23 protein-coding genes and 1 pseudogene are annotated in these 26,000 nt (G+C 55.9%); 18 read left to right on the top strand and 6 right to left on the bottom strand.

Going from position 1 to position 26,000, the window contains the following annotated elements; all coding sequences use genetic code 11:
* Positions 1 to 179 precede the first annotated feature (179 nt).
* The 3 genes from INF37_RS07130 to INF37_RS07140 all read right to left on the bottom strand — a co-directional run bounded on the left by INF37_RS07130 (position 180) and on the right by INF37_RS07140 (position 4,356).
* Positions 180 to 1,919, bottom strand: coding sequence for an ABC transporter ATP-binding protein (locus INF37_RS07130; RefSeq protein ID WP_193537370.1), 1,740 nt, complete (start codon positions 1,917 to 1,919; stop codon positions 180 to 182).
* Positions 1,916 to 3,667: an ABC transporter ATP-binding protein gene (locus INF37_RS07135; RefSeq protein WP_087270334.1), complete on the bottom strand. Its 1,752-nt coding sequence runs from the start codon at positions 3,665 to 3,667 to the stop codon at positions 1,916 to 1,918. Before INF37_RS07135 ends, INF37_RS07130 begins: the two co-directional genes overlap by 4 nt.
* A gap of 68 nt (positions 3,668 to 3,735) precedes the next feature.
* Positions 3,736 to 4,356 (bottom strand): TetR/AcrR family transcriptional regulator, encoded by a 621-nt coding sequence (locus tag INF37_RS07140; protein WP_193537372.1) that lies wholly within the window; start codon positions 4,354 to 4,356, stop codon positions 3,736 to 3,738.
* A 166-nt stretch (positions 4,357 to 4,522) separates the two neighbouring features.
* Between INF37_RS07140 and INF37_RS07145 the strand changes: the two genes are divergently transcribed.
* From INF37_RS07145 to INF37_RS07215, 15 genes and pseudogenes are all read left to right on the top strand, one after another.
* A complete protein-coding gene (locus tag INF37_RS07145; RefSeq protein WP_193537374.1) occupies positions 4,523 to 5,152 on the top strand; it encodes a TetR/AcrR family transcriptional regulator in 630 nt (209 codons plus the stop codon).
* A 75-nt stretch (positions 5,153 to 5,227) separates the two neighbouring features.
* On the top strand, positions 5,228 to 6,973 hold the full coding sequence (locus INF37_RS07150) for an ABC transporter ATP-binding protein (RefSeq protein ID WP_193537376.1): 1,746 nt from the start codon (positions 5,228 to 5,230) through the stop codon (positions 6,971 to 6,973).
* Positions 6,970 to 8,700, top strand: a complete 1,731-nt coding sequence (locus INF37_RS07155; RefSeq protein ID WP_193537378.1) for an ABC transporter ATP-binding protein — start codon at positions 6,970 to 6,972, stop codon at positions 8,698 to 8,700. The genes INF37_RS07150 and INF37_RS07155 overlap by 4 nt, the downstream gene beginning before the upstream one ends.
* A gap of 192 nt (positions 8,701 to 8,892) precedes the next feature.
* Entirely contained in the window at positions 8,893 to 9,750 is an 858-nt protein-coding gene (locus INF37_RS07160; RefSeq protein ID WP_193537380.1) for a class I SAM-dependent methyltransferase, read from the top strand.
* Positions 9,751 to 9,858: 108 nt separating this feature from the next.
* Positions 9,859 to 10,083, top strand: a complete 225-nt coding sequence (locus tag INF37_RS07165) for a peptidase M50 (RefSeq protein WP_193537382.1) — start codon at positions 9,859 to 9,861, stop codon at positions 10,081 to 10,083.
* A 14-nt stretch (positions 10,084 to 10,097) separates the two neighbouring features.
* Positions 10,098 to 10,319, top strand: a pseudogene (locus tag INF37_RS07170) (ZIP family metal transporter); the annotation flags it as partial.
* A gap of 18 nt (positions 10,320 to 10,337) precedes the next feature.
* Entirely contained in the window at positions 10,338 to 11,030 is a 693-nt protein-coding gene (locus INF37_RS07175) for a class I SAM-dependent methyltransferase (protein ID WP_193537384.1), read from the top strand.
* 41 nt (positions 11,031 to 11,071) lie between these two features.
* Positions 11,072 to 11,887, top strand: a complete 816-nt coding sequence (locus INF37_RS07180) for a class I SAM-dependent methyltransferase (protein WP_193537386.1) — start codon at positions 11,072 to 11,074, stop codon at positions 11,885 to 11,887.
* A gap of 24 nt (positions 11,888 to 11,911) precedes the next feature.
* Entirely contained in the window at positions 11,912 to 12,736 is an 825-nt protein-coding gene (locus INF37_RS07185) for a class I SAM-dependent methyltransferase (protein WP_193537388.1), read from the top strand.
* Positions 12,737 to 12,873: 137 nt separating this feature from the next.
* Positions 12,874 to 13,473, top strand: a complete 600-nt coding sequence (locus INF37_RS07190; RefSeq protein ID WP_006572695.1) for an MptD family putative ECF transporter S component — start codon at positions 12,874 to 12,876, stop codon at positions 13,471 to 13,473.
* 1 nt (position 13,474) lies between these two features.
* The gene (locus INF37_RS07195) at positions 13,475 to 14,170 is read left to right on the top strand and encodes an energy-coupling factor transporter transmembrane component T (RefSeq protein WP_193537390.1); all 696 of its coding nucleotides are present in this window, start codon (positions 13,475 to 13,477) and stop codon (positions 14,168 to 14,170) included.
* Positions 14,164 to 15,546, top strand: coding sequence for an ABC transporter ATP-binding protein (locus INF37_RS07200; RefSeq protein WP_193537392.1), 1,383 nt, complete (start codon positions 14,164 to 14,166; stop codon positions 15,544 to 15,546). The genes INF37_RS07195 and INF37_RS07200 overlap by 7 nt, the downstream gene beginning before the upstream one ends.
* Positions 15,547 to 15,564: 18 nt before the next feature.
* Complete coding sequence (locus tag INF37_RS07205; RefSeq protein ID WP_193537394.1) at positions 15,565 to 16,545, top strand: helix-turn-helix domain-containing protein; 981 nt, start codon at positions 15,565 to 15,567, stop codon at positions 16,543 to 16,545.
* A 99-nt stretch (positions 16,546 to 16,644) separates the two neighbouring features.
* A complete protein-coding gene (locus INF37_RS07210; protein WP_193537396.1) occupies positions 16,645 to 18,402 on the top strand; it encodes an ABC transporter ATP-binding protein in 1,758 nt (585 codons plus the stop codon).
* 2 nt (positions 18,403 to 18,404) lie between these two features.
* Positions 18,405 to 20,150: an ABC transporter ATP-binding protein gene (locus INF37_RS07215; RefSeq protein WP_193537397.1), complete on the top strand. Its 1,746-nt coding sequence runs from the start codon at positions 18,405 to 18,407 to the stop codon at positions 20,148 to 20,150.
* A 75-nt stretch (positions 20,151 to 20,225) separates the two neighbouring features.
* Here INF37_RS07215 and INF37_RS07220 read toward each other — a convergent pair whose 3' ends face one another.
* On the bottom strand, positions 20,226 to 21,191 hold the full coding sequence (locus INF37_RS07220; RefSeq protein WP_193537398.1) for an AraC family transcriptional regulator: 966 nt from the start codon (positions 21,189 to 21,191) through the stop codon (positions 20,226 to 20,228).
* 189 nt (positions 21,192 to 21,380) lie between these two features.
* Between INF37_RS07220 and INF37_RS07225 the strand changes: the two genes are divergently transcribed.
* Genes INF37_RS07225 through INF37_RS07235 form a run of 3 tightly spaced genes read left to right on the top strand, consistent with a single transcriptional unit; the run spans position 21,381 to position 24,231 of the window.
* On the top strand, positions 21,381 to 21,992 hold the full coding sequence (locus tag INF37_RS07225; protein ID WP_087414906.1) for an MptD family putative ECF transporter S component: 612 nt from the start codon (positions 21,381 to 21,383) through the stop codon (positions 21,990 to 21,992).
* Positions 21,989 to 22,714 (top strand): energy-coupling factor transporter transmembrane component T, encoded by a 726-nt coding sequence (locus INF37_RS07230; RefSeq protein WP_193537400.1) that lies wholly within the window; start codon positions 21,989 to 21,991, stop codon positions 22,712 to 22,714. The genes INF37_RS07225 and INF37_RS07230 overlap by 4 nt, the downstream gene beginning before the upstream one ends.
* Complete coding sequence (locus INF37_RS07235) at positions 22,711 to 24,231, top strand: ABC transporter ATP-binding protein (RefSeq protein ID WP_193537402.1); 1,521 nt, start codon at positions 22,711 to 22,713, stop codon at positions 24,229 to 24,231. Before INF37_RS07230 ends, INF37_RS07235 begins: the two co-directional genes overlap by 4 nt.
* Positions 24,232 to 24,284: 53 nt before the next feature.
* Here the strand turns inward: INF37_RS07235 and INF37_RS07240 are convergent, their stop codons facing one another.
* Both INF37_RS07240 and INF37_RS16000 read right to left on the bottom strand, forming a co-directional pair.
* Complete coding sequence (locus tag INF37_RS07240) at positions 24,285 to 25,037, bottom strand: alpha/beta fold hydrolase (protein WP_087294367.1); 753 nt, start codon at positions 25,035 to 25,037, stop codon at positions 24,285 to 24,287.
* Positions 25,034 to 25,660, bottom strand: a complete 627-nt coding sequence (locus INF37_RS16000) for a helix-turn-helix domain-containing protein (RefSeq protein WP_408004145.1) — start codon at positions 25,658 to 25,660, stop codon at positions 25,034 to 25,036. Before INF37_RS16000 ends, INF37_RS07240 begins: the two co-directional genes overlap by 4 nt.
* Positions 25,661 to 26,000 lie beyond the last annotated feature (340 nt).

Here is a 26,000-nt window from a genome sequence, read left to right on the forward strand (position 1 = left end):
CACCTCAATGATGGTTAGCGATTGCTAACTACATCATACTCTTTGTCGCACGAAATTGCAAGATGCCGCCATATTGGTTTTGCATGTTCTCTGGGATCAATCAAGGGAAGAAGCGAGAACGAAGAATGACCGGGATACATCTCCCGGCCATTCTTTCCGTTTCGTTCGGCTCACTGTGTTTACCGGCACCAGCCGGTGGGATTGGAGCGGGCGGTGATGAAGCGGCGGTAAATGCCCTCCTCCGCCATAAGTTTGTCGTGGTCGCCGGCCTGAACGATGCGCCCCTGGTCGATAACCAGGATCTCATCGGCGTGGCGAATGGTATTGAGCCGGTGGGCAATGACCAGCAGGGTCTTGCCCCGGCACAGTTGGGTGATGGCCTCCTGGATGTAGCTCTCATTGTCGGCGTCCACGCTGGCAGTGGCCTCATCCAGAATGACGATGGGAGCATCCTTCAGAATGCAGCGGGCAATGGAGATCCGCTGCCGCTCTCCGCCGGATAGGCTGGCTCCACCTTCGCCGATGACAGTGTCAAAGCCGTCGGGCAGTTCCATGATGAAGTCATAGCATCGGGCTTTCCTGGCCGCCTCATAGACCTCCTCCCGTGTGGCGTCTGTCCGTCCCATGGCGATGTTGTTATACACGGTATCCTGGAATAAGTAGACCCGCTGGAACACCATAGAGATCTGATCCATCAGATCAGAAAGAGGAATATCGCGGATGTCCCTGCCCCGCACCAGGATCTGTCCCTGTTTCACATCCCAGAACCGGGAGAGCAGGTTGGCTACCGTACTCTTGCCGCCGCCGGAGGGCCCCACCAGGGCCAGCATCCGGTTTTTCTCCAGTGTGAAAGAGACATCATGCAGTACCTCTTTCTCCCCGTAGGCGAAGGTGACATTTCGGAACTCCACCTCCGGGGCACCGCCGGCTTTGGGTAAGGTCTCCCGGCCCCGGTCAGGTAGTTCCGGCTGAGCCAACACTGCCTCGATCCGGTCCATGCAGGCGTTCATCACCGTCAGGCGGGTGGCTTGGCTGTAGAGCGCTTTCATGGGGCCGAAGAGGTCAAAGACGAAGAGCAGGACACCCAGCAGGAAGGTGATGGAGAGCTGCCCACGGCCATAGAGCCAGAGAGACAGGGGGATCATCAGCACCGAGCCCAGACCGCACACCAGATAAAGGGCCCGCATCCAGGGGGCCTGACTCTCCTCGAACTCGATGCTGACCTTGCGGCTCCGGGCGAAATTTTCGGTGAGTTGCTCGGAACGCTCTCCCAGCAGGTTGAAGGTCTTTGCGATGCCGATGCCCTCCACATAGTCCAGTACCGCCCGTGTGAGAGCCTCGCTCTGCTCCTGTCGGACATCAGAGTGAGCCAGGGTGCTCCCCAGGGAAGCGCGGCCCAGCTGCCAGATGATCCCTACCACCACCAAGGCGGCCAGTCCCAGCCAGGGATTCAGGAAGGCCAGCCACAGCACAAGAATGGCTTGGGCAAAGGTATAGCTCATCATGTTGGCAATGTCGTGCATACAGTTCTCCTCAATGAACACCATGTCGGTGGACAGAACGGAACTGATTTTGCCGATGTTGCCCTCTGTGAAATAGCCCATGGGCAGGCGGCGCAGATGCCGTCCCAGCTCCATGCGCAGATCGGCGAATACCATATAGCCCGCCGCGGCCTGGAGCCGGTCGGCGATGTTCTGGCACAGGCACTCCAGCAGAACGCAGCCCACCGTGCCCACCGCCAGCCACAGGCACAGCCGTGCCGTCATGGTTCCCTGGAGAAAAGCGCTCAGGGCCAAGAAGGACAGACCGATGGGGGCCTTGGACAGCATGGCCTTCAGGAACGCAAAGACAAAGGCCAGCTTGATCCGCCCCTGATAGGGGCCGGATACGGACAGGATTCGTTTCATCAGCGCGATCATGCCTCGTCGCCTCCTTTCTCCGCAGAGACACGCCAGGCAGCGGCTCCCTCGGCAGCCCGCCACAGTTTTTCATAGGCGGGGCAAGTCTTTCGCAAGGTATCGTGGCGGCCAATCCCTGCCACATTGCCCTGATCCAGCACCACGATCTGATCGGCACCTGCAATGGACTGAAGCCGGTGGGCGATGACGATGACCGTCTTGCCCCGGATCACCTCGGCAATGGCGGCGTTCATTTTCTCCTCATTCTCCGGGTCCAAAAAAGCGGTGGCCTCATCCAGCACCACGATGGGAGCGTCCTTCAAAATCGCCCGGGCCAGGGCGATCCGCTGCCGCTCCCCGCCGGAAAGCCCTTTGCCGCCATCGCCGGCCATGGTATAGATTCCTTTTTCCAGCCGTTTCAGAAACTCTCCGCATTGAGCCCGTTCCGCCGCCGCCAGCACCTCCTCGTCGGTGGCGCCGGGTCTTCCCAGCCGGATGTTCTCCAACAGGCTGGTGTTGAACAGGAACTGCTCCTGCGCGACGAAGGAGATCTGCTCATTCAGAGAGGCGAGGGACATCTCTCGCAGGTCTTGCCCCCCCAGCGTGATGCGTCCGTCCGTCACATCGTAAAAGTGGACCAGCAGCTTGGCAAGGGTCGACTTCCCGCTGCCGGATTCTCCCACCAAAGCAGTGAGGCTCCCCTGTGGGACAGAGAAGGAGATGCCGTGGAGGACTTCGTCCTTTTCATAAGAAAACCGCACATTCTCAAAGCGGATCTGCAAATCGTTTCCGTTGAAATCCGTTTTTCCTTCTTTCAGGGGCGGAATATTGAACAGAGATTCCATTTGATCGATCTTGTAGCTCAGCTGGGGCAGCACCGACATAAAGTTCATGGCTCGGATCAGAGGCGGTCCCACGGAAAAAGACATGCACAATACCAGCGCGTAATCCGGCAAGGTGGAGGCGCCGGTGAGTACCAGATAGCCGCCGGCTGGCAGCAGCACCAGCGCCACGCAGGGCAAAATGCTGGTGTAGAGGGCCATCCACAGCCAGCAGGCCCGGAACCAATCCAGAGTAAAATCACGGTAGTTTTTTACATCGGTCTCAAAGCGGTGATAGGACTCTCCGTCCCGGTTGAAGACTTTCACGACTTCCATGCCGTTGATGTACTCCACGATGGTGTTGTTCATTTTCTGCCCGGCGGCGTAGTAGTCTCCCATCTTGCTCATGCCGGAGCGGTACATCATGCCCATGGCCAGCACGCCCAGCGGAAGGGAGCAGAGGGAAAGCAGACCCAGCTTCCAGTCCGTGAGGAACATGGCCGCAAATACCACCACCGGCACCGCCAGATTGGACAGCCCTTCCGGCAGGGCGTGGGCCAGCAGAAGTTCCATGCTCTCAATGTCGTCAATGAACATCTTCTTCCAGACTCCAACGCCCTTCTCCTGGATCGCGCCCAGGGGCTGCTTTTCCAGCTTGCTCTGGAGATGGAGCCGGAGGTTTTCCAAAGTATGATAGGCGGAGCGATGAGACAGAGCCAGCCCCTCCACATAGAGAAGGCCGTAGAGGACCATGCACAGAGCCATGGCCCCGGCGTTGAACAGGGTTTCCTCCAATGTGAGACTGCCCCCAGTCAGCAGGGGCCGCAGCAGGCGGTAGAGGAAGAAATAGGGCAGCACGCTCATGGCCACGCCGGCCACCAGCACCAGAATGGAGGCGTAGGTGGTCTTCCGGTGGCGCCCAGTGTAGCGCAGGACTTTTTGAAACACAGTATCACTCCTTTTGGTTAGTTATTGCTAACTTATTAGCGAGAAAAAAGCCTCCGGAGAGGCGTTTTTCACCCCTTGGGGAATCCCAGGGCGGCGTACCAGTCAAAGAGACGGCAGACCAGAGTACAGTGGCGCTGGATCTCCGGCCAGGTGAAGTCGTGGATAAAGGGCTCGTAAATGGTGGTCCAGAAAGCGGACAGAACTACATGAAGTTCCTCTTGCGTCATATCCACCGTACATAACCCTCGGTGTCTGGCCTCAGCATAGTAGGTCCAGGTGCCTTCCGTCATTTTCTCCACCCAGTCGTGCTGAAAGTTGGCGTAGGCAGTACCCTCCGCTCCGGTAAGCAGCAGAACAAAGCCATCCCGCCGCTCATTGAGAAAGCGGAACCACCACAGCATATATTCCTCATCCATATACCACGCCCGGATCAGGTCTTCATCGGAGAGAGCAGATGCCGGTACCGCTGTCCGCTCCTCATAAACAGCATCCAAATCCGCCACCGTATCCGCCACCACAGCGCGAAACAGTTCCTCTTTTCCGGCGTAACGCTTATAAAGGGCGCCGGTTGTCACCCCAGCCCGCTGGCAGATGGATTTCAGGGAAGCCTTCTCAAAGCCCAGCGTCCGGAACTCCTCTTTGGCGCTGTCCATGATCCGAGGGTCAATGGAAGTATCCGGTTTTGCCATAACATCCCTCCCAACGAATGATAATTTGATTACCGATAATCCGATTATCAATATAGCATCCCTTTCTATCCCTGTCAAGGGGAAATCCTCTCTTGACAAACTCGCTTTTTGGCTGTATATTCAAAACATCGTTTTGAAACACTGTTTTGAATTGCGAGGCGATACCATGGCAAAGCAGATCGAAGGGGTCTATGAAAATGTGCTTCGCTGCGCCCGTCAGGAATTTTTGGAAAAAGGTTTTGCTCTGGCCTCCCTGCGGGATATCGCCAAGGCGGCGGGAACCAGCACCGGCTCCATCTATACCCGTTTTACCGACAAGGCGGGATTGTTCCGGGCCCTGGTGGAGCCTGCTGCCGGAGAGCTGAAGCGCCGTTTTTTGGAGATTCAGGAGTCTTTTCACCGGTTTGACGGCCAAACCCAGCAGGAGGAAATGGGGCGTTACACTGCCCATGCCCAGGAGGGACTGTTTGATTACATCTATGAGCACCTGCCGGAGTTTGAACTGCTGCTCCTCCGGGGCGCTGGGACGGAATATGCCCACTATATTGACGAGTTGGTGGAGATCGAAGTCAGTTACACCTACAAATACATGGAGGTCATCGGCTGTGAGAGCGTCCGCTCCGGTCAGGTCACCGAGGACTTGATCCATATCGTTACCACCGCCTACTTCAACGGAATGTTTGAGCCGGTGCGGCACCGCATGGATAAGGCCCGGGCGCTCCACTATATCCGCCAGCTCAACCGCTATCACATGGCAGGATTTGAGACGATCTTTCATCCTGAAAACTTCCGGTAGTGCAAAAGGCCGCTTTCCCGGCGGCCTTTTCATAGAACCAAAGGTTAGCAATAACTAACTAAAGGAGGCTTATTTATGCAGAAAACGCAAAGCCCGCTGCTGCGGCTGTGGCAGCTGGGCAGGGAACATCACGGCGGCCTGATTGCCGCCATCTTCTGCGCGGTGGCGGGTGTCCTGCTGGGGCTGCTGCCGTATCTCTCAGCGGGGCACATTCTGGTGGCGCTTTTGACCGGGCAGCGGGACTGGAACTTCTATCTTCTGTGGTGTATGGTGGCCCTGGGGGGCTATCTGGCCAAAACCCTGCTTTACAATCTGGCACTTTCCCTCTCCCACAAAGCCACCTTCCAGATCCTGCGGGACATCCGGAAGATGGTTCTGTCCAAAATGCCTCGCTTACCCTTGGGAGATATTCTGGATACCTCCAGCGGACGGCTCAAACAAATCGTGGTAGATCAGGTGGAGAGTATGGAGACGACGCTGGCTCACCTGCTGCCGGAGATGACCTCCAATCTGCTGGCGCCGGTATGCGTTCTCGTGTATCTATTTACGCTGGACTGGCGTATGGCATTGCTGAGTCTGGTGTCCATTCCTGTGGGCATGGCTTTTATGATGGCCATCATGGGCAGCTATGGCAAGGACTATCAGGGTGCGGTGGAGACGACCCAGGCTATGAACGAGACCATTGTGGAGTACATCGGCGGCATTGAGGTCATCAAGGCCTTCAATCAGGGAAAGAACTCCTATGAGAAGTTCTCCTCCCGGGTACGGGCCAATGCTGCCTACTACTACAACTGGATGAAGAAATGCCAGTTCGGAATGGCGCTGGCCTATGCCATCGCTCCCACCACGCTTATCACGGTGCTGCCTGTGGGCTGGAGCTTCTACACGGACGGCAGCTTGTCCGCAGAGGTATTTCTCACCACCATCATCCTGTCCATGAGCATTGTGGGACCTCTCATTGCCGCCATGGGCTTTGTGGATAATCTTGCCAAGGTGGGTACCATCGTAGGTTCGGTGGACGAGATCCTCCTGAAGCCGGAGCAGGATCACGGAACACAGCCGGCACAGCTGGGAAGACCGGATATCGCCTTGGATCATGTCTCCTTTGGGTATGCCCAGGACAAGGAGATCCTCCACAACATCTCCCTCACCATTCCGGCCGGCAGCCTCACCGCTTTGGTTGGACCCTCCGGTTCGGGCAAGTCCACCATCGCCAAGCTCATCGCCGGTTTCTGGGATGTGACCGAGGGCCGCATTACCCTGGGCGGCGTGGAGGAAAGCCGTATCCCGCTGGAACAACTCTACGACCAAGTGGCCTTTGTTTCTCAGGACAATTACCTCTTTGACGATACCATCCGGGAAAATATCCGTATGGGACGGGTAAATGCCACGGATCAAGAAGTAGAACAAGTCGCCAAAGCCGCCGGATGCGACGGTTTCATCCGCCAGTTGGATCATGGCTATGACACCCGGGTGGGCGGCGGAGGCGCCCATCTCTCCGGAGGAGAGCGGCAGCGTATCGCTATCGCCCGGGCCATGCTGAAAAACGCCCCCGTGGTGATTCTGGACGAGGCCACCGCCTACATTGATCCGGAGAATGAAGCAGTGGTCCAGCGGGCAGTGGCAAAACTGGTGGAAGGCAAGACGGTCATCGTCATTGCCCACCGCCTGTCCACCATCACCGGCGCAGATCAGATCGTGGTGGTGAAGGACGGAAGCATCGAGGCACAGGGCAGACATGAAGAACTGTTGCGCCATTGCCCGTTGTACGCCGATCTGTGGCAGGCTCACATGGGTGTAAAGGAGGGAGAAACGGTATGATCGAGACATTCAGAGGTATCTGGCGGTTTGCCGGTGAGGAACAGCGCAACATCCGGCGCTCGGTGATCGCTTGCTTTTTCAACGCGGTGTTCCATATGTTTGAGATCGCCGCCATTTACTACACCATCCTGGCTCTGCTGGATGGAAAAACCGGCCATGCCACGGCGTGGCAGGCGCTGGGTCTGTTGGCAGTCAGTATTCTGGGCAGCGCCGTGACCAAGTATTTCTCCCAACTCCAGCAGACCCACGCCGGGTACTTCATGGCGGCCAATAAGCGCGTGGCCATCGGGCAGCGGATGAAATCCGTCCCCATGGGCTACTTCAACGACAACAGCCTGGGAGAGCTCACCGGGGTCTGCACCACTGTACTGGACAATGTGGAGACTGTGGCCCCCATGGTGTTGGTGACCATGCTGGGCGGGATGCTCAACGCTCTGGTCTTTACGGTGATGATCCTGATTTTTGACTGGCGGATCGGTCTCATTGTGGTGGCGGCCACAGCAGTTTATTTGTTCATCACCTCGGCCATGGAGCAAAAATCCGCCGCCCTCGCCCCGCACCGTCAGAAATCCGAGGCCAAGTTGGTGGAGGCGGTGCTGGAGTATGTGCAGGGCATGAGCGTGGTGAAGTCCTTCAACCTCACCGGACGGGGTGACCGCACCTTGCAGGAAGCACTGGAATACAACTGCCGCAGCAACCTGAACATCGAAAAGATGTTCACCCCTTATATTATGGCGCAGGGGATCGCGCTCCAGCTGGGAAGCGTGGCCATGATGCTTGCGGCGGTATGGTTCTATCTCTCCGGAACGATGATTCTGGCCAACGCTCTGATGGTGGTCATCATGTCCTTCCTGGTCTTTGCTCAGATCTCCTCGGCGGGCAGCGGCATGTCCCTGCTGCGTATCGTCAGCAGCTGCATGGCCCATGCCGATGAGACGGACGCCATGCCCCAGCTGGCAGAGACCGGTCGGGCCGGCACGCCCAGGGAGCACAGCATTACCTTCGACCATGTTTCGTTCTCTTATGACCAGCGGCCTATCCTGCGGGATGTATCCTTCGCCATCCCGGACAGGACCACCACCGCCATCGTGGGCCCCAGCGGTTCCGGGAAAACCACACTGTGTAATCTCATCGCCCGGTTCTGGGATGTGGAGAGCGGCGCCGTCCTGGTGGGCGGTCAGAATGTGAAGGACTATACCCTGGAGGGCCTGATGGATCAGATCTCCATGGTATTCCAGAAGGTCTATCTCTTTGCCGACACGGTGGAAAACAACATCAAGTTTGGATGCCCGGGCGCCACCCACGAGGAGGTGGTGGCCGCGGCGAAGAAGGCCTGTTGCCACGACTTCATTCTCACCCTGCCCCAAGGCTACGACACCGTCATCGGCGAGGGTGGTTCCAGCCTTTCCGGCGGCGAGAAGCAGCGCATCTCCATTGCCCGGGCGATCCTGAAGGATGCTCCCATCGTGATTCTGGATGAAGCCACCGCCAATGTAGACCCGGAGAATGAGGACCGGCTGCAAAAGGCCATCGAAGCCCTGACTCGGAACAAGACCATCCTGATGATCGCTCACCGGCTGAAGACGGTCCGCAACGCCGACCAGATCCTGGTGCTGGACGGCGGACAGATCGTTCAGCGGGGCACCCACAGCCAGCTCATGGCCCAGGAGGGCTTGTATCAAGCGTTCGTATCTGGCCGTAAAGAGTCCGGTCAGTGGAAGCTCTAAGAGGAGGAGCGCCTAAACCATCATGAAAAGAGGAGTGCCGCCACCGGATACATTCCGGTGGCGGCACTCTTGTTGTGTCCGGGAGATTGCGCTTGAAGGGGCAATTGATACTGAAAATGGAAAATCACTTGACTGGTTAGCGATTGCTAACTATAATCAAGCGTGGAGTACCGTGTCTTTTGAGGAGGGCCTATGGAGAAGTACAAGGTCCAGAAGGACTCCGTGCAGGAGACGCTCATCATCCCGCTGTATGGCCGGCGGCTCTGCTCGCGGCGGTTCCCCGGACTTTATCAGGATGCCACGGCGGCCATGCTGATGGAGAAGGTGGACTACGACTTCTCCCCTTTGGAGCGGCAGGCAAACGGTCTGATGCAGACCTTCGGCGCGCTGGAGGTCGCCATGCGCCAGAATGACCTCGCCTGGGAGGTGCGGGACTATCTGAATGCCCATCCCAGAGCGGCCGTCATCAATCTGGGCTGCGGTCTGGACAACACCGGGCGGGCCTGTGACAACGGCCGGTGCAGCATCTGGAACATCGACCTGCCGGATGTGATCGAGCTGCGGGATCGCCTACTTCCTCCCGGAGAGCGGGAGAAAAATCTGGCCTTTGATCTGAAAGACCCGCGCTGGATGGATGCTGTCCGCGCAGATCCTGGGGATGGGACGGTGCTGTTTGCCGCCGGGGTCTTCTACTACTTCACGACGGAAGAGGTCAAAGCTCTGGCCACAGGCATCGCAAGACGGTTCCCAGGAGGGCGGCTGGTCTTTGACGCGGCCGGGCAAACGGCCGTTCGGCTGATGCTGAAAACCTGGGTGAAGCAGGCGGGCATCCGGGATGTGGGCGCCTATTTTTCCGTCAAGGATGCCAAGGGGGATCTGGAGCCATGGTCGCCGCTGTTTTCTGTTTCCAGCCGGGGCTATATGCTGGGCTATCAATCGCTTCATGATCCGGCGGTTCGGCCCGTCCACCGGCTGCTGGCGAAGCTGGCCGACGGACCGATGCACCTGCAGATCGTCCGGATCGACTTTGCAGAATACAGTCACGATTAGATTGGAGAAGATTATGCCCATTGAACTATGGCAAGGGCTGCTGATTCCCTTTGCGGGGACAACGCTGGGTGTGGCATGTGTCTTGTTTATAAGGAGGCGAAGATTAGTATGAAAAGATTGATTAAAGGTGGATTTTTGACATTAAGTGGTGTTATTGGAGTTATAGGAACGATGATGGTCGCAATGCAAAATCCGTCAAGTGCGTGGGAAACACCACCCGGAAGAATGGTAACAAGTATTTTGGAAAACGAGATGTTAATCCCTGCGATTTTGTTTCTTCTCCTTTTAGTTTCTGGATTATATATTCTCCTGACAGAAAACAAAGCAGATTAATAAATTTTCGTTTAATAGTAGAACCGATGGGCACAATCCTGACGGTTCTTCTGGCGGGGATTTTGGTTCCGGTACTGCCTTACGCCCTGAGCTTTGCCGCCGGAGCGATGGTCTATGTGGTAGTAGAGGAATTGATCCCGGAGATGTCAGTGGGAAAGCACTCCAATATAGGGACTATTCTGTTTGCAGTCGGTTTTACCCTCATGATGACGCTGGATGTGGCGCTGGGTGCTTGAGTGAGTGAAGGTGAAAAAATGGGACAAGAAGAGCGGATTCAAAACGCCTACCGGGGATTGGGAGGCAAACGGACATTTTATGATGGCATGATCACCTGTTCCACCCTGTCAGGCCGGGCGGTGTGCCGTCTGGTATGGGAAATGGGCCGGGCGGAAACCCAGGACTACCTTTGCGCCGCCCTTTCCGGAATACCGGAGGGGTTTTCCGGAAGACTGCTGGAAGTCCCCGTGGGTACCGGCATACTGACCATGCCCCTCTATCGGGAAATGCCGGAGGCGGAGATCACCTGCCTGGATTACTCGCCGGAGATGCTGGAGCGGGCAAAATCCCGGGGCGAGGGACTTGCCCATGTGCGCTTTCAGCAGGGGGATGTTGGGGCGCTGCCTTTTGGGGATGGCAGTTTCGACATCGTGCTCTCGCTCAACGGGTTTCATGCGTTTCCGGATAAGGAGGCCGCCTGGCGGGAGATCTTTCGTGTACTGCGGCCCGGCGGAGTTTTCTGCGGCTGCTTCTATGTGACGGGGCAAAACCGCCGCACGGACTGGCTGATCCGCAGGCTGTATGTGCCAAAGGGCTGGTTCACCCCGCCCTTTGAGACGGCGGAGAGCCTGCGGCATCGTCTGGAGGAAACATTCGGGCCGGCAAAGGTTCGCACCGTTCAGGGCATAACCTCTTTTGTCTGCCGGAAGGCGAAGGAGAAACACCCGTAAACGAATTGTACACAAATATTGAACAACAGGAGGAAAATCAAATGCAGCAAAAGCGTAATCAACAAGCAGAAATTCGTCTCGGTAGCCATGGCGAAGACTACGGAAGCTGGATGTCCAATCCCGTGTTCTATATTATTGGCGGTATCACGGCTCTGGCCGTAGTTTTGGCCGTACTCTCCTTTTCGGTGTTCCACATCACGGTTCTCGGTGTTCTGTTCTCTGTTGTTGCGGCGGCGCTGGTGGCCCTGCTGGTCTGGATCACATGGATCAGGCGTCAGTATGCCTTTGGCGGTGGCGGGATTATGGAACAGGTTCACCGGGTCGTTCTCTCTCACCTGGACTATGACGGACAGGGCAGTCTCTTGGAGGTCGGATGCGGTTCCGGGGCCCTGTCGATCCGTGCGGCCCTAACCTGGCCGGAGACAAAGGTCACTGGCATGGACTACTGGGGAGCTGTTTACAATTACAGCAAGGCCCTCTGTGAGAAAAACGCCGCAAGTGAAGGTGTGGCCTCCCGGTGTGTATTCCAGCATGGCGACGCCAATCATCTGGATTTCCCCGATGAGAGTTTTGATGCGGTCATCAGCAACTATGTCTACCATAATGTCATGGGAGCCGATATGCACAAGCTGCTGCTGGAGAGCCTGCGAGTGCTGAAAAAAGGAGGCGTCTTTGCTCTGAACGATGATATGAAGCCCAAGCTGTACGGCGATATGGATGCCTTTGCGCAAAAGCTGCGGGAGATGGGCTATCAGGATGTCCGGCTCATTGATACCGCAGAAGAAGCCTTCGGCTCCCACCGCCGGGCTGCCATGATGATGCTGGGATCTTCCCAGCTGCTTGTCGGCAGAAAGTAATTCGTCAAAACGGGAGGGCTGACCATGTCCAAGTTGGGCGTTGTGGAGGACACATTGTTTGTCCCCATGCTGGGCAGGCTCTATGCCAGCGAGCACTGCCCGCAGATCTTATACGATGGGAAGGCGCTGGAGCTGAAGGAGAAGCTGCCGCCCGAGCTGCTGTCGCAGGGCCGCCTGAGTCAGTATACCCTGCTGGCTTCCGCCGCTCGGTCTGCCAATCTGGACCGGATCATCCGGGCCTTTCTGGAGCGCAGGCCGGACGGTGTGATCGTCCAGCTCGGCTGTGGCCTGGAGACGGTCTATTACCGCTGCGACAATGGAAGGTCGCACTGGTATGCCGTGGATCTGCCCCATGTGGTGGAATACCGGCGAGAGCTGCTGCCGGAGCCGGAGCGGGAGACCTATCTCGCCGGAGACGCCTTTGCCGAGGACTGGATCAGGCAGATCCGCGCTGATGTGCCGGATGCTCCTATTCTGGTCACCGCCGGCGGCCTGTTCCACTATTTTGAGGAAAGCAAGGTTGTGGGCCTCCTGCGGATGCTCACGGGGTTTGGAGAGATTGAAATCGTCTTTGATACCGTGAGCAAAAGCGGTATGGCCATGATGCGGAAAAAGTACATGAAGCAAGTGGGCCACGGAGATGCGCAGATGTTTTTCTATGTGGATTCCGCATCGGTGCTGGCCGGAAAAATCGGCAGTGGGGTCAGGGTGCTGGCTGAGGAGCCTTATTACCGCCATATCCCCCGAACCGGATTGAAGCTGTCCACCAAGATCAGCATGGCAGTTTCGGACCGATTCTGTATGGTGAAGATGGTACATCTCTGTCACAGCGCTAAATTCCATGACTAAACGGGATAAAGTCGTCCAATCGGAGCAGAAAGAACGGCGATGTGTCGCTATACTCAGTAAGGAGGGGCGCGCTGAGCGCCTTTTCTCAGAAATAACGGTTAGCATAATCTAACTACGTTGAAGGAGAGCGGTACATCATGAACACGCAGAAAAAAGGGATGACGGGAAAGGACATCATTACGGTGGGAATTTTCTCCGCCATCTACTTTGTCATCAACTTTGCTTTTATGCTTCTCAGCGGTCTGCATCCCCTGCTTTGGATCTTGATGCCTGGCCTGATCGCCGTATTTGCGGGTATCCCATTCCTGATGATGTGTACTAAGGTGCCAAAGACCGGCGCAGTGGTCCTGATGGGCTTTATTACGGCCTTGATCTACTTTGTTACTGGCCAATTTACGGTGGTGATTCTCATTGCTTTTGCGGTGAGCTGCATCCTGGCGGAGCTTTGCCGGATCTGTAGCCATTACCGGTCTTTCCGTGGTAATGCTCTGGCCTACGTGTTTTTCTCGCTGGGGATGATCGGCTCCCCGCTGCCTGTCTGGATCATGCGGGACAGTTTTCTGGCGCAGATCAGCCAGCAGGGAATGCCGGAAGCCTATGTCTCCACCTTGGCGGCATTGACTTCCCCGGGTATGATCGTGGTTCTGGTGGGGGCGCCTATCGTGGGAGCTATTCTGGGTATCCTGCTGGCCAAAGGAATGTTCCGCAAGCACTTTGAGAAGGCGGGGATTCTGTAACATGGAGGAGGCACGGCGCTGTTTGGTGTTCGACCCCAGGGTGGGTCTTGCTCTGCTGGTTTTCGCCAATCTGGCAGCCTTTAGTGAGCAACCTTTTTGGATGGAAATGATATGGATCGGTTTTCTCCTGCTCCTGATGCTGCTCCATCGCTGCTTTGCCATGGTGGGGAAAAGCCTCTTGATCTTCGGAGGAATCCTGTGCCTGCAATACTGGATTCTGCCGGCTGCGCCGGGATGGGTTGCTACCAGCTTTTCCATTTTCGCTAACTATGCCCGCCGGATGATGCCCTGCCTGATAATCGGCTTTCTGATGCTTCGCCGGACGCCTATGCCTTATCTGGTGGCTGGAATGCGGAAGATCCATTTCCCTCAGCGGCTGATCGTAGCCGTCTCGGTGACGCTGCGGTACTTTCCCGCCATTCGGGAAGAGACAGGCTATATCCGCGATGCGATGCGATTGCGGGGCATCCGGGGATTGGCAAAGCTGGAGGGGATCATGGTTCCCCTGATGGTCTCCGCTACCGGCACTGCGGAGGAGCTGTCCGCAGCGGCAGTGACCCGGGGAATCGAGGACCCGGCGCCTAAGACCAGTCTGGTGGAACTGCGGGTCTCGCCGGTGGACGACGCCGCGTTCCTTGTGGGTGTGGGGCTTACCGTTGCCCTTCTGGCAGTCAAATTGGAGGTGTTTCCATGGTAGAGCTGCAAGATGTGTCCTTTTCCTATACAAAAGAAGTGGGCACCCTCACCCACGTGGATCTGACCATCCGGTCGGGAGAATGTGTACTGCTCTGCGGCGCTTCCGGCTGCGGAAAAACCACCATCACCAAGCTGGTCAACGGCTTGATCCCGGCATTTACGGAGGACTGCATACTGACCGGACAGGTCCTGCTCCACGGCGCACCGGTGCGGGAACAGCCTCTTTACCAACTGGCCCGGCAGGTGGGGTCTGTTTTCCAGAACCCCAAAAGTCAGTTTTTCAATATGGATTCCGACAGTGAGCTGGCCTTTGGCCTGGAAAATCAGGGCATGACCCGGGGTGAGATCCTCCGCCGGCTGGATGATACCACCGACCGCCTGCACCTGAAGCGGCTGAGGGGCCGGAACATCTTCGCCATGTCGGGCGGAGAAAAGCAGTTGCTGGCCTTTGCCTCGGTCTATGCCATGGGGCCGGAGCTCTACATTTTGGATGAGCCTACGGCCAATTTGGATCGGGATACCATCGAAAGACTCCATGATCAAATCGCTTACCTGAAAAGTCAGGGACACACCATTCTCATTGCGGAGCATCGGTTGTACTTTCTGGCGGATCTCATAGATCGGGCCGTCTATCTGCGGGACGGGATCGTGGAGCGGATCTGGAGCGGAGCAGAATTCCGGCGGCTGGCTGAGACAGACCGGATCGCTCTGGGTCTTCGCACACTCACGCCTACTCAGGTGACTCTGCCGCCCTCCCGCGCTGCGGGGGAACAGGATGGACTGTCTGTGGAGGGACTGTGCTGCCGGTACAAGCGAGAGCCGCCGGTATTTCAAAACCTTTCCTTCTCCGCCCGCCCGGGAGAGGTGCTGGCCGTCACGGGTGACAATGGCGTGGGAAAAAGCACCCTTTCCCGCTGCTTGTGCGGCCTGATGCGGGAGAGTGCCGGAACGATCCGCCTCAACGGCCGCATCCTTGGTGCGAAGCAGCGGCAGCGGATCGCCTACTGCGTCATGCAGGATGTGAACCATCAGCTCTTTTCCGACAGCGTATGGGGAGAGTGTCAGTTGGCTATGGAAGGACTCTCTGACCAGCGCATCCAGGAGGTGTTGGAGCGGCTCCATTTGCTTGCGTTCCGGGAAAAGCACCCTATGTCCCTCTCCGGCGGTCAGAAGCAGCGTTTGGCGGTGGCTACCGCCATGCTGTCCCAAAAGCCGCTGCTGGTATTCGACGAGCCCACCAGTGGTCTGGACTATGCAAGAATGCAGGAAGTGGCTCGCTGCGCACGGGAACTGGCGGACGAGGGCCGGGTGGTTCTGGTGGTGACACATGACCGCGAATTTCTCCAGTGCGCCTGTGATCGAGTCCTGGAACTTTGAGAAAGGAGCTGAGCCGCAGTGGCATTTTTACAGGACAGCCAACCGGATCTGTGTCTCTTGGCCAAGAGCGGTGGGTGCAGCGTTTATCAGCTGCGAAATGAGAGCGGCGAGGGAACCATGACCGTCTACGAGGTGTTCCCCGGCGCTACCATCCTGTATAACGATTTCCACATGGCCTATTGCGACTCCTCTTTTGAAACCCGGCAGGATCTCCTCTGCATCGACTATTGCCGGGAGGGCCGGATGGAATATGCTGTGGGCAACGATGCGTTCTCCTATGTGGAGGCAGGTGACCTGAAAGTGGATCGCCGCCTGAAGCACAAAGGATACTTTTCTCTCCCATTGTCCCACTATCATGGCATCTCCATGTGCTTTGACCTGTCCATGGCGCCAATGGAGCTGGCTCGTCTGGCGGGAGACTATCCTTTGGATCTGGCCGCTATCCAGCAGAAATTCTGCCCGGATGCCCGGCCGCAGGTCATTCACGGAGCACCCTCAGTGGATCACATTTTCCAGGAGCTTTGTGCCGTACCGGAGCGGATCAAAATGCCCTACTTCCGGGTAAAGATTCTGGAGTTGCTGCTGTATCTCGACGCCCTGGAATTGGGAAGCGGAACGGAAAAGCCATATTTTTACCGTTCTCAGGTGGAGACAGTCAAGGCTATCCGCTCCTACCTGGCGGAGCATCTGGATCAGCATATCACATTGGAGGCTCTGTCCAGACAGTACCAGATCCCTTTGACCACCATGAAGGCCTGCTTCAAAAGCATATATGGCAGTCCGGTGAACGCTTATGTGCGGGTTCTGCGGATGGATCGGGCGGCTCTGCTGCTTCGGAAAGAACCGGAGACCAGCGTCACGGAGATCGCCGGGGCGGTGGGCTATGACAGCGCAAGCAAATTTGCTGCGGCTTTCCGGGCGGTAAAGGGCCAAACTCCGCTGGAATACCGGCGGGGCGGCGGGAACCCTGTTCTTTCTTTTCCTGACGAAATGGAGTGACGCCGACCGGGCGGAGCGGCAAGCACGGACAAGAACCGATACAATAGGGCATGGTGAGAGACATCTCACCATGCCGATTTTTTTGAGAGGAGTGGTTTTGTGAAACAACGCAGCTGGCTGGCCATCCTGCTCTCCTTTGCCGGTCCCTGCCGGGGAAAGCTGGTCTTATCTGTTATATGCGCAATTATCAGCGTGGCGGGGGGCTTTGTGCCGTATCTGGGGGTCTATGAGATCCTCCGCCTGTTTATCCATCAGTCGGCCTCCGGCACGGAGCTTCTCCGATGGGCTGGAGTGTGTCTGGCGGGATATGCGGTCAAGGTAGCTTTTTACGCCTTTTCAACCATGCTGGCCCATGTGTCTGCCTACACCATTCTGGAGGGCCTGCGCCGTCAAGTGGCCCAAAAGCTGATGCACGCTCCCTTGGGGAGTGTGCTGTCAAAGCCCGTCGGCTCCCTCAAAAGCACCATCGTGGATCGGATCGAGGACATTGAGCCGCCGCTGGCCCACATGATCCCAGAACTGAGCGCCAATGTGCTGCTGCCTATCGTGGTGGTGATCGCCCTCTTTGCCATGGATTGGCGGATGGGCCTTGCCTCCCTTGCCACGATCCCGGTGGCGCTGATCCCCATGGCGGCGAGCCTGCGGACCTACAACGAAAAGTATGCCGCCTACATGGAGGCCAATGCCCAGGTCAACAGTATCATCGTGGAGTATGTGGAGGGCATCGAGGTGGTAAAGGCTTTCAACCAGAGCGGCGCCTCCTATGAGAAATTCGTCCGAGCAGTGACCAGCTTCCGTGACTTCACCCTGGATTGGTTCCGCTGTACCTGGAAGTCCATGAACCTGTGCCTGTCCATCCTGCCTACCACGCTGCTGGCTACCCTGCCGGTTGGGATCGCCCTGTATCAGACCGGCGTCCTGGACCCGGCCCGGCTGGCTCTATGCCTGATGCTGGTGTTGGGTATCGTGTCCCCGCTGGTGCAGGCGGCGGCCTTCCTCAATGCCATGAAGAGCATGGAATTTGCCGTCCGGGACACTCGGCATCTGCTGGATCTGGAGGAGCTGCCCGAGGCGTCCGAGCCCGCCCGCCTCTCCGGCAGCGGTATCACTTTGCGGGATGTGTCCTTCTCGTATAGCGGGAAAGAAGAGGACACTGTGCTGCGTCACATTGATCTGGAACTTCCCGCCGGTACCTTCACCGCTCTGGTGGGTCCCTCCGGCGGCGGCAAATCTACGGCAGCCCGGCTTATCGCTCGGTTCTGGGATGTGACGGATGGCTGCATTGCCATAGGCGGTGTGGATATTCGGAATCTCACACTGAAGCAGCTGGCGGATCAGGTCAGTTTCGTGACACAGGACAATTTCCTATTTGACTGCTCTCTGAAAGAAAACATTCGATTGGGGAAGCCGGACGCCACGGAGGAGGAAGTTTGGGCGGCTGCCCGGGCTGCTCAGTGTGAGGAGTTTTTAGGGCGGCTGGAGCATGGATGGGATACCCCAGCGGGTGAAGCGGGCAAGCAGCTCTCCGGTGGGGAGCGGCAGCGGATCGCCATCGCCCGCGCGATTCTGAAGGACGCCCCCATTGTCATTCTGGACGAGGCCACCGCCTTTACCGATCCAGAGAATGAGGACAAGATCCAGCGTTCCCTGATGGCGCTCTCCCGGGGGAAAACGCTGCTGGTTATTGCCCACCGGCTGAGCACGATTCAGAACGCCGACCAGATCGTGGTGCTGGAGAAGGGCCGTATTGTGGACAAAGGCACACAGCCGGAGCTGCTCAGCCGATGCCCGCTATATCAAAAGCTATGGCAGGCCCATGTGGGTGCCCAGAACTGGGCGGTTGGAAAGGAGGCTTGACGATGTTTCGGAGTATGAATCGGATTCTGCGTTGGACAAAGGGGTACCACAGACGGCTGTATCTCGGAAGCCTCTGTTCGTTTCTTGCCACCTGGGCCGCCGCCGGGCCGGTGATGCTGGCGGCCTGGGCCCTTGGGCTGGTCATCGAGAGTGCCCAGGAGGGGACGGCGCTGGACGCCAGGCTCCCCTGGCTGTGCCTGGGCGGGATCATCCTGCTGATCGTTTTGCGCTTCGTGTGTGCTTACTGGAAAAACCGGCTCCAGGAGAGTATCGGAACAGAGCGGGCGGCGCAGCAGAGACTGGAACTTGGTGACCTGCTCAAACGGGTTTCCTTGGGGTATTTCTCCAAGAATAACCTGGGCGACATTCTGGCTGCTCTGACTACGGAACTGAGCACCCTGGAGCTGCAAAGCATGAAGATGGTGGATGCAGTCATCAACGGCTATCTGCAGGTACTGGTCATCGTTTTGTGCATGGCGTTCTTCTGCCCGGAGGCGGCGCTGGTGGCAGTGGTGGGCGTGCTGCTGTCCGCCTTTGCCCTCCGCGGCATCGGGCGGCAGAGTGCCCGCACCGCTCCGGTGGGACATCGGGCCCAAGAGGCATTGTCCGGGGCGGCCATTGAGTACATCCACGGCCTGCCCGTGGTCAAATCCTTTGGCCAGGAGGGGGTGTCCTCCCAGCGGTTTTTTGAGGCGTGCCGGGCCAATAAGGACATCCGTATCAAAAACGAGTTTGGCTTTGTGCCTTGGAACTGCCTGCACCTGTTTTCTCTGAAGGCCGCAGCTGTTGGCCTGGTGCTCACCGCCGGCTGGCAGACTATGAACGGAACCTTGGAGCTGCCGGTGCTCCTGATGGCTGCCATGTTTTCCTTCACGATCTTCGGCAGTGTGGAGTCCATCAACGACGCCGCCCACATCCTTTCTGTCACGGACTCGGTGCTGGACCGTCTGGAAGAACTGGAGGGAACGGAACTGCCGGATCAGGATGGGAAAGACATCTCTTTGGAGCATTACGACATCTGCTTCGACCATGTCTCCTTCGGTTACGGAACACGGGAGGTGATCCACGATGTTTCCTTCCAGCTGCCGCAAAACAGCGCCACCGCCATTGTAGGGCCGTCCGGCAGCGGGAAGAGCACCCTCTGCGCGCTGCTGGCCCGGTTTTATGACGTGGATCAGGGACGCATCACCGTGGGCGGCTATGACATCCGGAAGATGACCTGCGACAGCCTTTTGCGCAACATTGCTATGGTATTTCAGAATGTGTATCTGTTCCACGACACCATCCGCAATAACATCTGTTTTGGCCGTCCGGATGCTGCCGAGGAGGATGTGATCGCCGCGGCCAAAGCGGCCCGCTGCCATGACTTCATCATGGCGCTGCCCCAAGGGTACGACACCATGGTGGGAGAAGGCGGCTCCAACCTCTCCGGCGGAGAAAAGCAGCGCATTTCCATTGCCCGGTGTCTTCTGAAGGACGCCCCCATCATCATTCTCGATGAGGCCACCGCCAGCGTGGACCCGGAGAATGAGCATGAGATCCAGGCGGCGCTCTCTGCTCTGGTGCGGGGGAAGACCATCATCACCATCGCCCACCGTCTGGCTACGATCCAAAACGCAGACCGGATTTTAGTGGTGGAGGATGGTCGCATTGCTCAGCAGGGCACCCATCAGGAGCTGATGAGCCAAGAGGGAACTTACCGGAACTTTATCGAGATCCGACAGCGGGCCGAGGGCTGGCGGATATAAAAACAGTATGTGGGGAGGCAGATTTGCCTCTCCACATACTATTTTGGGATGATTCTTTGAATTTTTGCATTGGTATCATTTCCGATTTGCCATTTTCCTGTACTCCAGCGGGAGCAGGCCGGTGCTTCTTCGAAACAGTTCCGCAAACCGGCTGGATGTAGAATATCCTATCGTTTGAGCAATCTGACCAATTTGCAGATCGGTATGAGCCAGCAGATATTCTGCCTGACTCATGCGGCGCTGCTGTATATACTCTGTGATCGTGCAGCCATAGACCTTCTTGAAGCTGCTTTTGAGTTTTGTCGTACCCATGCAGGCGATTTGTGCCAGACGTTCTATGGGGACTTCACCAGCATAATGATCACTCAAATAGGCCGCGACGGTTTGAATCCGTTCCAAATCCTGAGGAACCAGTTTATGATCAGAAACTGAACGCTTTTTTTGATATTCAACCACTAGAGAGAGCGCCTCGGCTACCTTGCTCTCATAATAGAGTTTAGCTGCAATTCCGGTTCCACGGTAGCTCTGTAGTTCTGATAGAAGCCGGTACATTTCCGGGAAATCTGTTGTTTGGTCGATTTCCCGAAAAGCCTCGATGGGATTCCGATATTCTTCCGGATACTGTTTTTTCAAATAATCCTCATAATATGCGGGGGTGATCTCGATGCCTATGGATCGAACCGGTATATTTTTGTGGACGATTACTTGATATGGCTTGTATCCGCCCACATAGGTCTTGATACATCCGGCTGACAACCGGCGATACGGCGACAACTCTTCACCGGAGATGGAATCGTAACGGGTAATACTGAGACATTCCGGGAGCTCAAATTCCAGCATAAAATCCTTATTGAAAGAGAAGTTGTGTATCTTGATGTCGAACAGATCCCTTTGTCCGTAGGTCCAATAGGAACCTTCGCCAACTTCCGGAGATAGCTTCCAACAAAGCCCCAGAGGACCATACTGATCATTATCTGGTTCCGGTACAAAACCGTGCTTTTTCAGTAATGGGGCATAGTATTGCTCGATGATACCGGTCATTACAATAGATACGCCTCTCTTGTTTTGCAATGATTAGACGAATTTTTGAAATGATAGGACGAACCTCGCTCCAAACGATTGAAAGCAGGTTGTGCATGGTGTAATTATATATAACGGTTAGCCATCTCTAACCAAAGGATAGCATACCTATCCCATAAAGTCAACGCATTGCAAAATAGGAGGATCAACATGAGCAACCAAATCAATCCCGCAAAAAAGAGTCTCACTATCAAAGATCTTGTGACAACCGGCATTTTCAGCGCAATTTTCTTGGTGTTTACCATGATTGGCGGTATTTTCTTTGCACCAAACCCAGTTTTGACATTCTATATGCCGATGGGTGCAGCATTGCTGTGCGGCCCTGTATATCTTCTGATGATCGCCAAGGTTCAGAAGCGGTGGAGCGTCACCATTCTTGGCATCATTATGGGAATCATCTGGTTCGTTACCGGAATGCACTGGGCTTTTTCTTTAGGCTATATTGGAATGGGAATGATCGCCGATCTGGTAGCTGGCGCGGGACATTACCGCAACAAGGCGGTCAATCTGCTGTCCTATATGCTGATGTCGTTGGGCGGCGTTTACACCTATGTGGTGTTTTTTATTGATCCGCAAGGCTGGGCCAGTACAATGCTGGAAAACGGCACGGAACAGTCCTATATTGACACAATGAGCGCGTCTGCGCCTTCCTGGCTGTTGGCTGTCATCATGATCGGAACGCTGGCGATTGCTGCGTTCAGTGGTTGGATTGGTGGGAAGCTGCTGAAAAAGCAGTTTGAAAAGGCTGGGATCACCGCATGATTGGCGGAGCGTTATCCAGGCGTGGACTGTGGCTGGACCCCAGAACGAAGATATTATTGCTCCTGTTGTGTATCCTTTCTGCCATGATGGCTCCATCCTTATTCTATGAACTGGGTCTTGTGGTGCTGATCGGGCTGCTCGGCATTTGCTTTGGAAAGTGGAAGTATGCCTGGAAAGGAGTGCTGTTCTACGCGCTGATCGTTCTGCTCACCTTCTGGATCATGGATACCATGACCGGAACTTGGCGCACCATGTTTATCGCTTTTTTAGGGTTGTTCCATAAGGTCTACCCCTGCGGGATGCTGTCCGGCATTGTCATCTCCACTACAAAGGTCAGCGAATTTCTCTCGGCGATGAATCGCATCCATGCACCCCAAAAGCTGGTAATCCCCTTGGCCGTCATGCTGCGTTATATCCCTACCATTCAGGAGGATTGGCGGTTTATCAAGGACGCAATGCGGATGCGGGACGTCTCGCCTTCGCTTAAGGGGTTCCTGACGCATCCCGGAATAACGGTGGAGTGTATCTATGTTCCGTTGATGATGGCGGCATCCAAAGCGGCGGATGAACTATCCATCGCTTCTATCACCCGCGGCATTGAAAACCCAAAGCCTCGAACTTGTCTGGTGCAGATCCATATCGGGTTGATGGATATTGCGGCAGTCTTTTGCTTTGCAGGCGCACTGGCTGTCGGGCTTTATGGAAAGGGGGTGCTGGGATGATTGAGTTAAAGCATGTATCATTTACTTATCAAGGACAAACAGGAGACGGGCTGCATGACATCAACCTGACCATAGAGGACGGAGAATGTGTTCTGTTCTGTGGCCGGAGCGGCTGCGGAAAGACCACCATCACGAGGCTTGTAAACGGCTTGATCCCACAATTTTACGCAGGAGAGCTGGCGGGCAGCGTACTGGTGGATGGTCAGGAAGTCAGTGATCTTCCCATGCATCAGCTTGCCGCAAAGGTTGGATCGGTGTTTCAAAACCCAAGGACACAGTTTTTCAATGTGGATACAGACAGCGAGATCGCTTTTGGTATTGAAAATCAAGCACTCCCAGCTCACCAGCTGAGAGAACGCGTGGATCGGGCATCGGCAGAACTGCACATTGAAAACCTCCGTAATCGCAACATCTTCGAGTTATCCGGTGGAGAAAAGCAAAAGATAGCATTTGCCTCGGTCTATGCGATGAATCCTCAAATATATCTTTTGGATGAACCGTCCTCCAATTTAGATATGCGTTCCATTCAAGAATTGGGAGAACATCTCAAGATGATCAAATCGCAGGGAAAAACCATATTGATTGCAGAACATAGGTTGTACTATTTGATGGATCTGGTGGACCGGATTGTGTATTTGGAACATGGGAAAATCACACAGGTCTTTACGCCGGAAGCATTTCGGCAGCTGTCGGAGGATACCCGGGAACAAATGGGCCTTCGAGCGATTGATTTGCATCGTGTTCTCCCACCACGGAATCATTCCCTTGCGCCTGTTTCAGATCCTATCTTGGAACTTAACAATGTAGCCCTTCACTATAAGAAGAGGACCATTTTGCACGACATCAACCTTACAGCAGCAAAGGGAGAGGTAATTGGCGTCGTTGGCCACAATGGGGCCGGAAAAACGACCTTTTCCCGTGCTTTGTGCGGGCTTCACAAGGCCTGTGATGGTCAATTCTTTTGGAACGGTCTGTCCATGGATCACAAAGATCGCCTGCGGCATTCCTATATGGTCATGCAGGATGTGAACTACGAGCTTTTTGCGGATAGTGTGGAGTCAGAATGTACATTCGGTATCCGCAATCCGAAACAGACGCTCGTTGACGCAACACTGGAAGAGTTGGCCCTGGCCCCATTCAGAGACCGCCACCCCAATACCCTGTCCGGAGGTCAAAAGCAGCGGGTGGCGGTAGCGGTCAGCATGATTTGTGGGAAAGACCTGCTGGTGTTTGACGAGCCGACCAGCGGGCTGGATTTTGATAGCATGACACAGGTTGCGGGTCTGATCCGGCGGCTGTCTGATATGGGAAAAGTCATCTTTATTGTCACTCATGATTTTGAATTTGTCAGTCGTACCTGTTCCCGCATCCTCCACTTTGATGAAGGAGAAATGCCCGACGATGTGCCTGTTACCATGGACGCTCTCCCTACATTGAGAGAATTGTTCTCCATTTCAGAAAGCAGGCCGGGACGGATAGAACACCGGAAAAGCCGATTCTGTTCTGCCGATTGCTGACGATTGAAAAAGCCGCATGGTGGAATGTTCCCCATGCGGCCTCTTGGGTTCTATTAGTGAAGTTCCCTGGCGAGGTATTCCTCCAATACCTTGGAATACTGCTCTCCCAGAACGGCGGGATATTGGCAGTGAACATAGCCTTCCCGAATTGTAAAGGAAGCAGACGGATAGTGCTTTGAGACAACCCTGCGCGCGGTCTTGGCGCTGATGTCCTCACTGCCATACTCAAAAAACAGGTGAGCTTCCAACTCCTTTGGATAGTTGGGAAAGGTGCAGTCCGAACAGGCGGCAGCGATGGCTTGCAAAGTTTCCGGACGAATTTGTTCAAAGGTGTGCCCCATGATAAGGCCGAGCGTCTCCCCATAGATTTTTGTCATCCGCTGTGCAGACAAACCGGGATGTTGCTGTGCTTTCCGATGTTTTGACAGAAACATACGGGTCGCCATCATCCGTAGAAAAGCAGCATTGGAATGGAGGGGGCATCCCTCTAAGACTGCGGTGTGAACTTTGAATGTGGGCATGGCAATCAACTGCATCGCCACCACGGCACCGATGGATGCACCAAACACTAACTTCAGATCAATCCATCCCTGCGTTGTCAGCCAGCCGGCCAGCGTTGCTGCCTCTTGTTGGGCGCTTTGAAAGATCCCAGTATCTGTTCCATGGCCTGTCAGATCCGGCGCGATCACACAATGACTGTTCCGCAGTTCGCCCAGCAGAGGCAGCATACTTTTCCCGTCCAGAAGCATGGGGTGCAGAACAACGATTTTGGGATTAGATGGATCTCCAAAATACTGTATTTTCATAAAGAATCTTTCCTTTCCATATCGTTTACCTCCGTGAAGGAACTCCAGCATGCTCTGCGGTATTCCGCAGGGGAGCGTCCGGTGTTTCGCCGGAAGATCTCCGCGAAACGGCTGGGATTCTGATACCCAACAATGGCCGCCACCTGGCTCACCGGCAGGTCGGTTTCCCGCAGCAGCCGCCCAGCCTGCTCCGTGCGCTGCCCCTGAATGTACTGGGTAATCGTGCAGCCATACCGGACATGGAAGGCATCCTTCAGCTTGGAAATACTCATGCAGCCAATACGGCTGAGACGTTCCAGCGGCAGTTCATCCGCACAGTGGGCCGTGATGAAGGCTGCCACATCGGCCAGCCGTACCATATCCTCCGCACTGACAGAACGGCGGTTCTTGCGCTTCAGGTGCCGCTCTGCCACCAGCGCCACCGCCTCCGCCACCTTCCCATCATAAAACAAACGGGCGGGAAGCCCCTCCCCCCGGTAGTCGCGCACCTGTTTCAAGAGCTGCACCATTTCCGGGAAGTGTTCTGTCTGATCCAGCGTTTGAAAAGACTCCAGCAGGCTTTGATACTCCTGGGGAAACTGGCGACGCAGATAATCCCGGTAGTAAGCCGGGGTGATTTCCACGCCAATGGAAACGATGGGGATCTGCCTGTGGATGAGCGCCCGGTATGGTTCCCGACCTCCGATAAAACTTTTGACACAGCCTGGAACAAGACGGCGGCAGGGGGAGAACTCCTCCCCGGAAATGGATTCATACCAGGTGACACTGAGACTCTCCGGCCAATGGAACTCCAGCAGCTGATCCTCATGGAAAAAGAAATCAAGAAATCATGGATCTTGATGGTATAGAGATTCTGCTGCCCGTAGGTCCAGAAAAAACCGCCGCCCTGCTGGGAGGTGTGCCGCCAGCACAGCCCCATGGAGCCGTAACGCCGGTTCTCCGGATCTGGAAGAAACCCGTGTT

It is taken from the genome of Pseudoflavonifractor gallinarum (assembly GCF_014982855.1).
In the GTDB taxonomy this organism is placed as follows: domain Bacteria; phylum Bacillota; class Clostridia; order Oscillospirales; family Oscillospiraceae; genus Pseudoflavonifractor_A; species Pseudoflavonifractor_A gallinarum.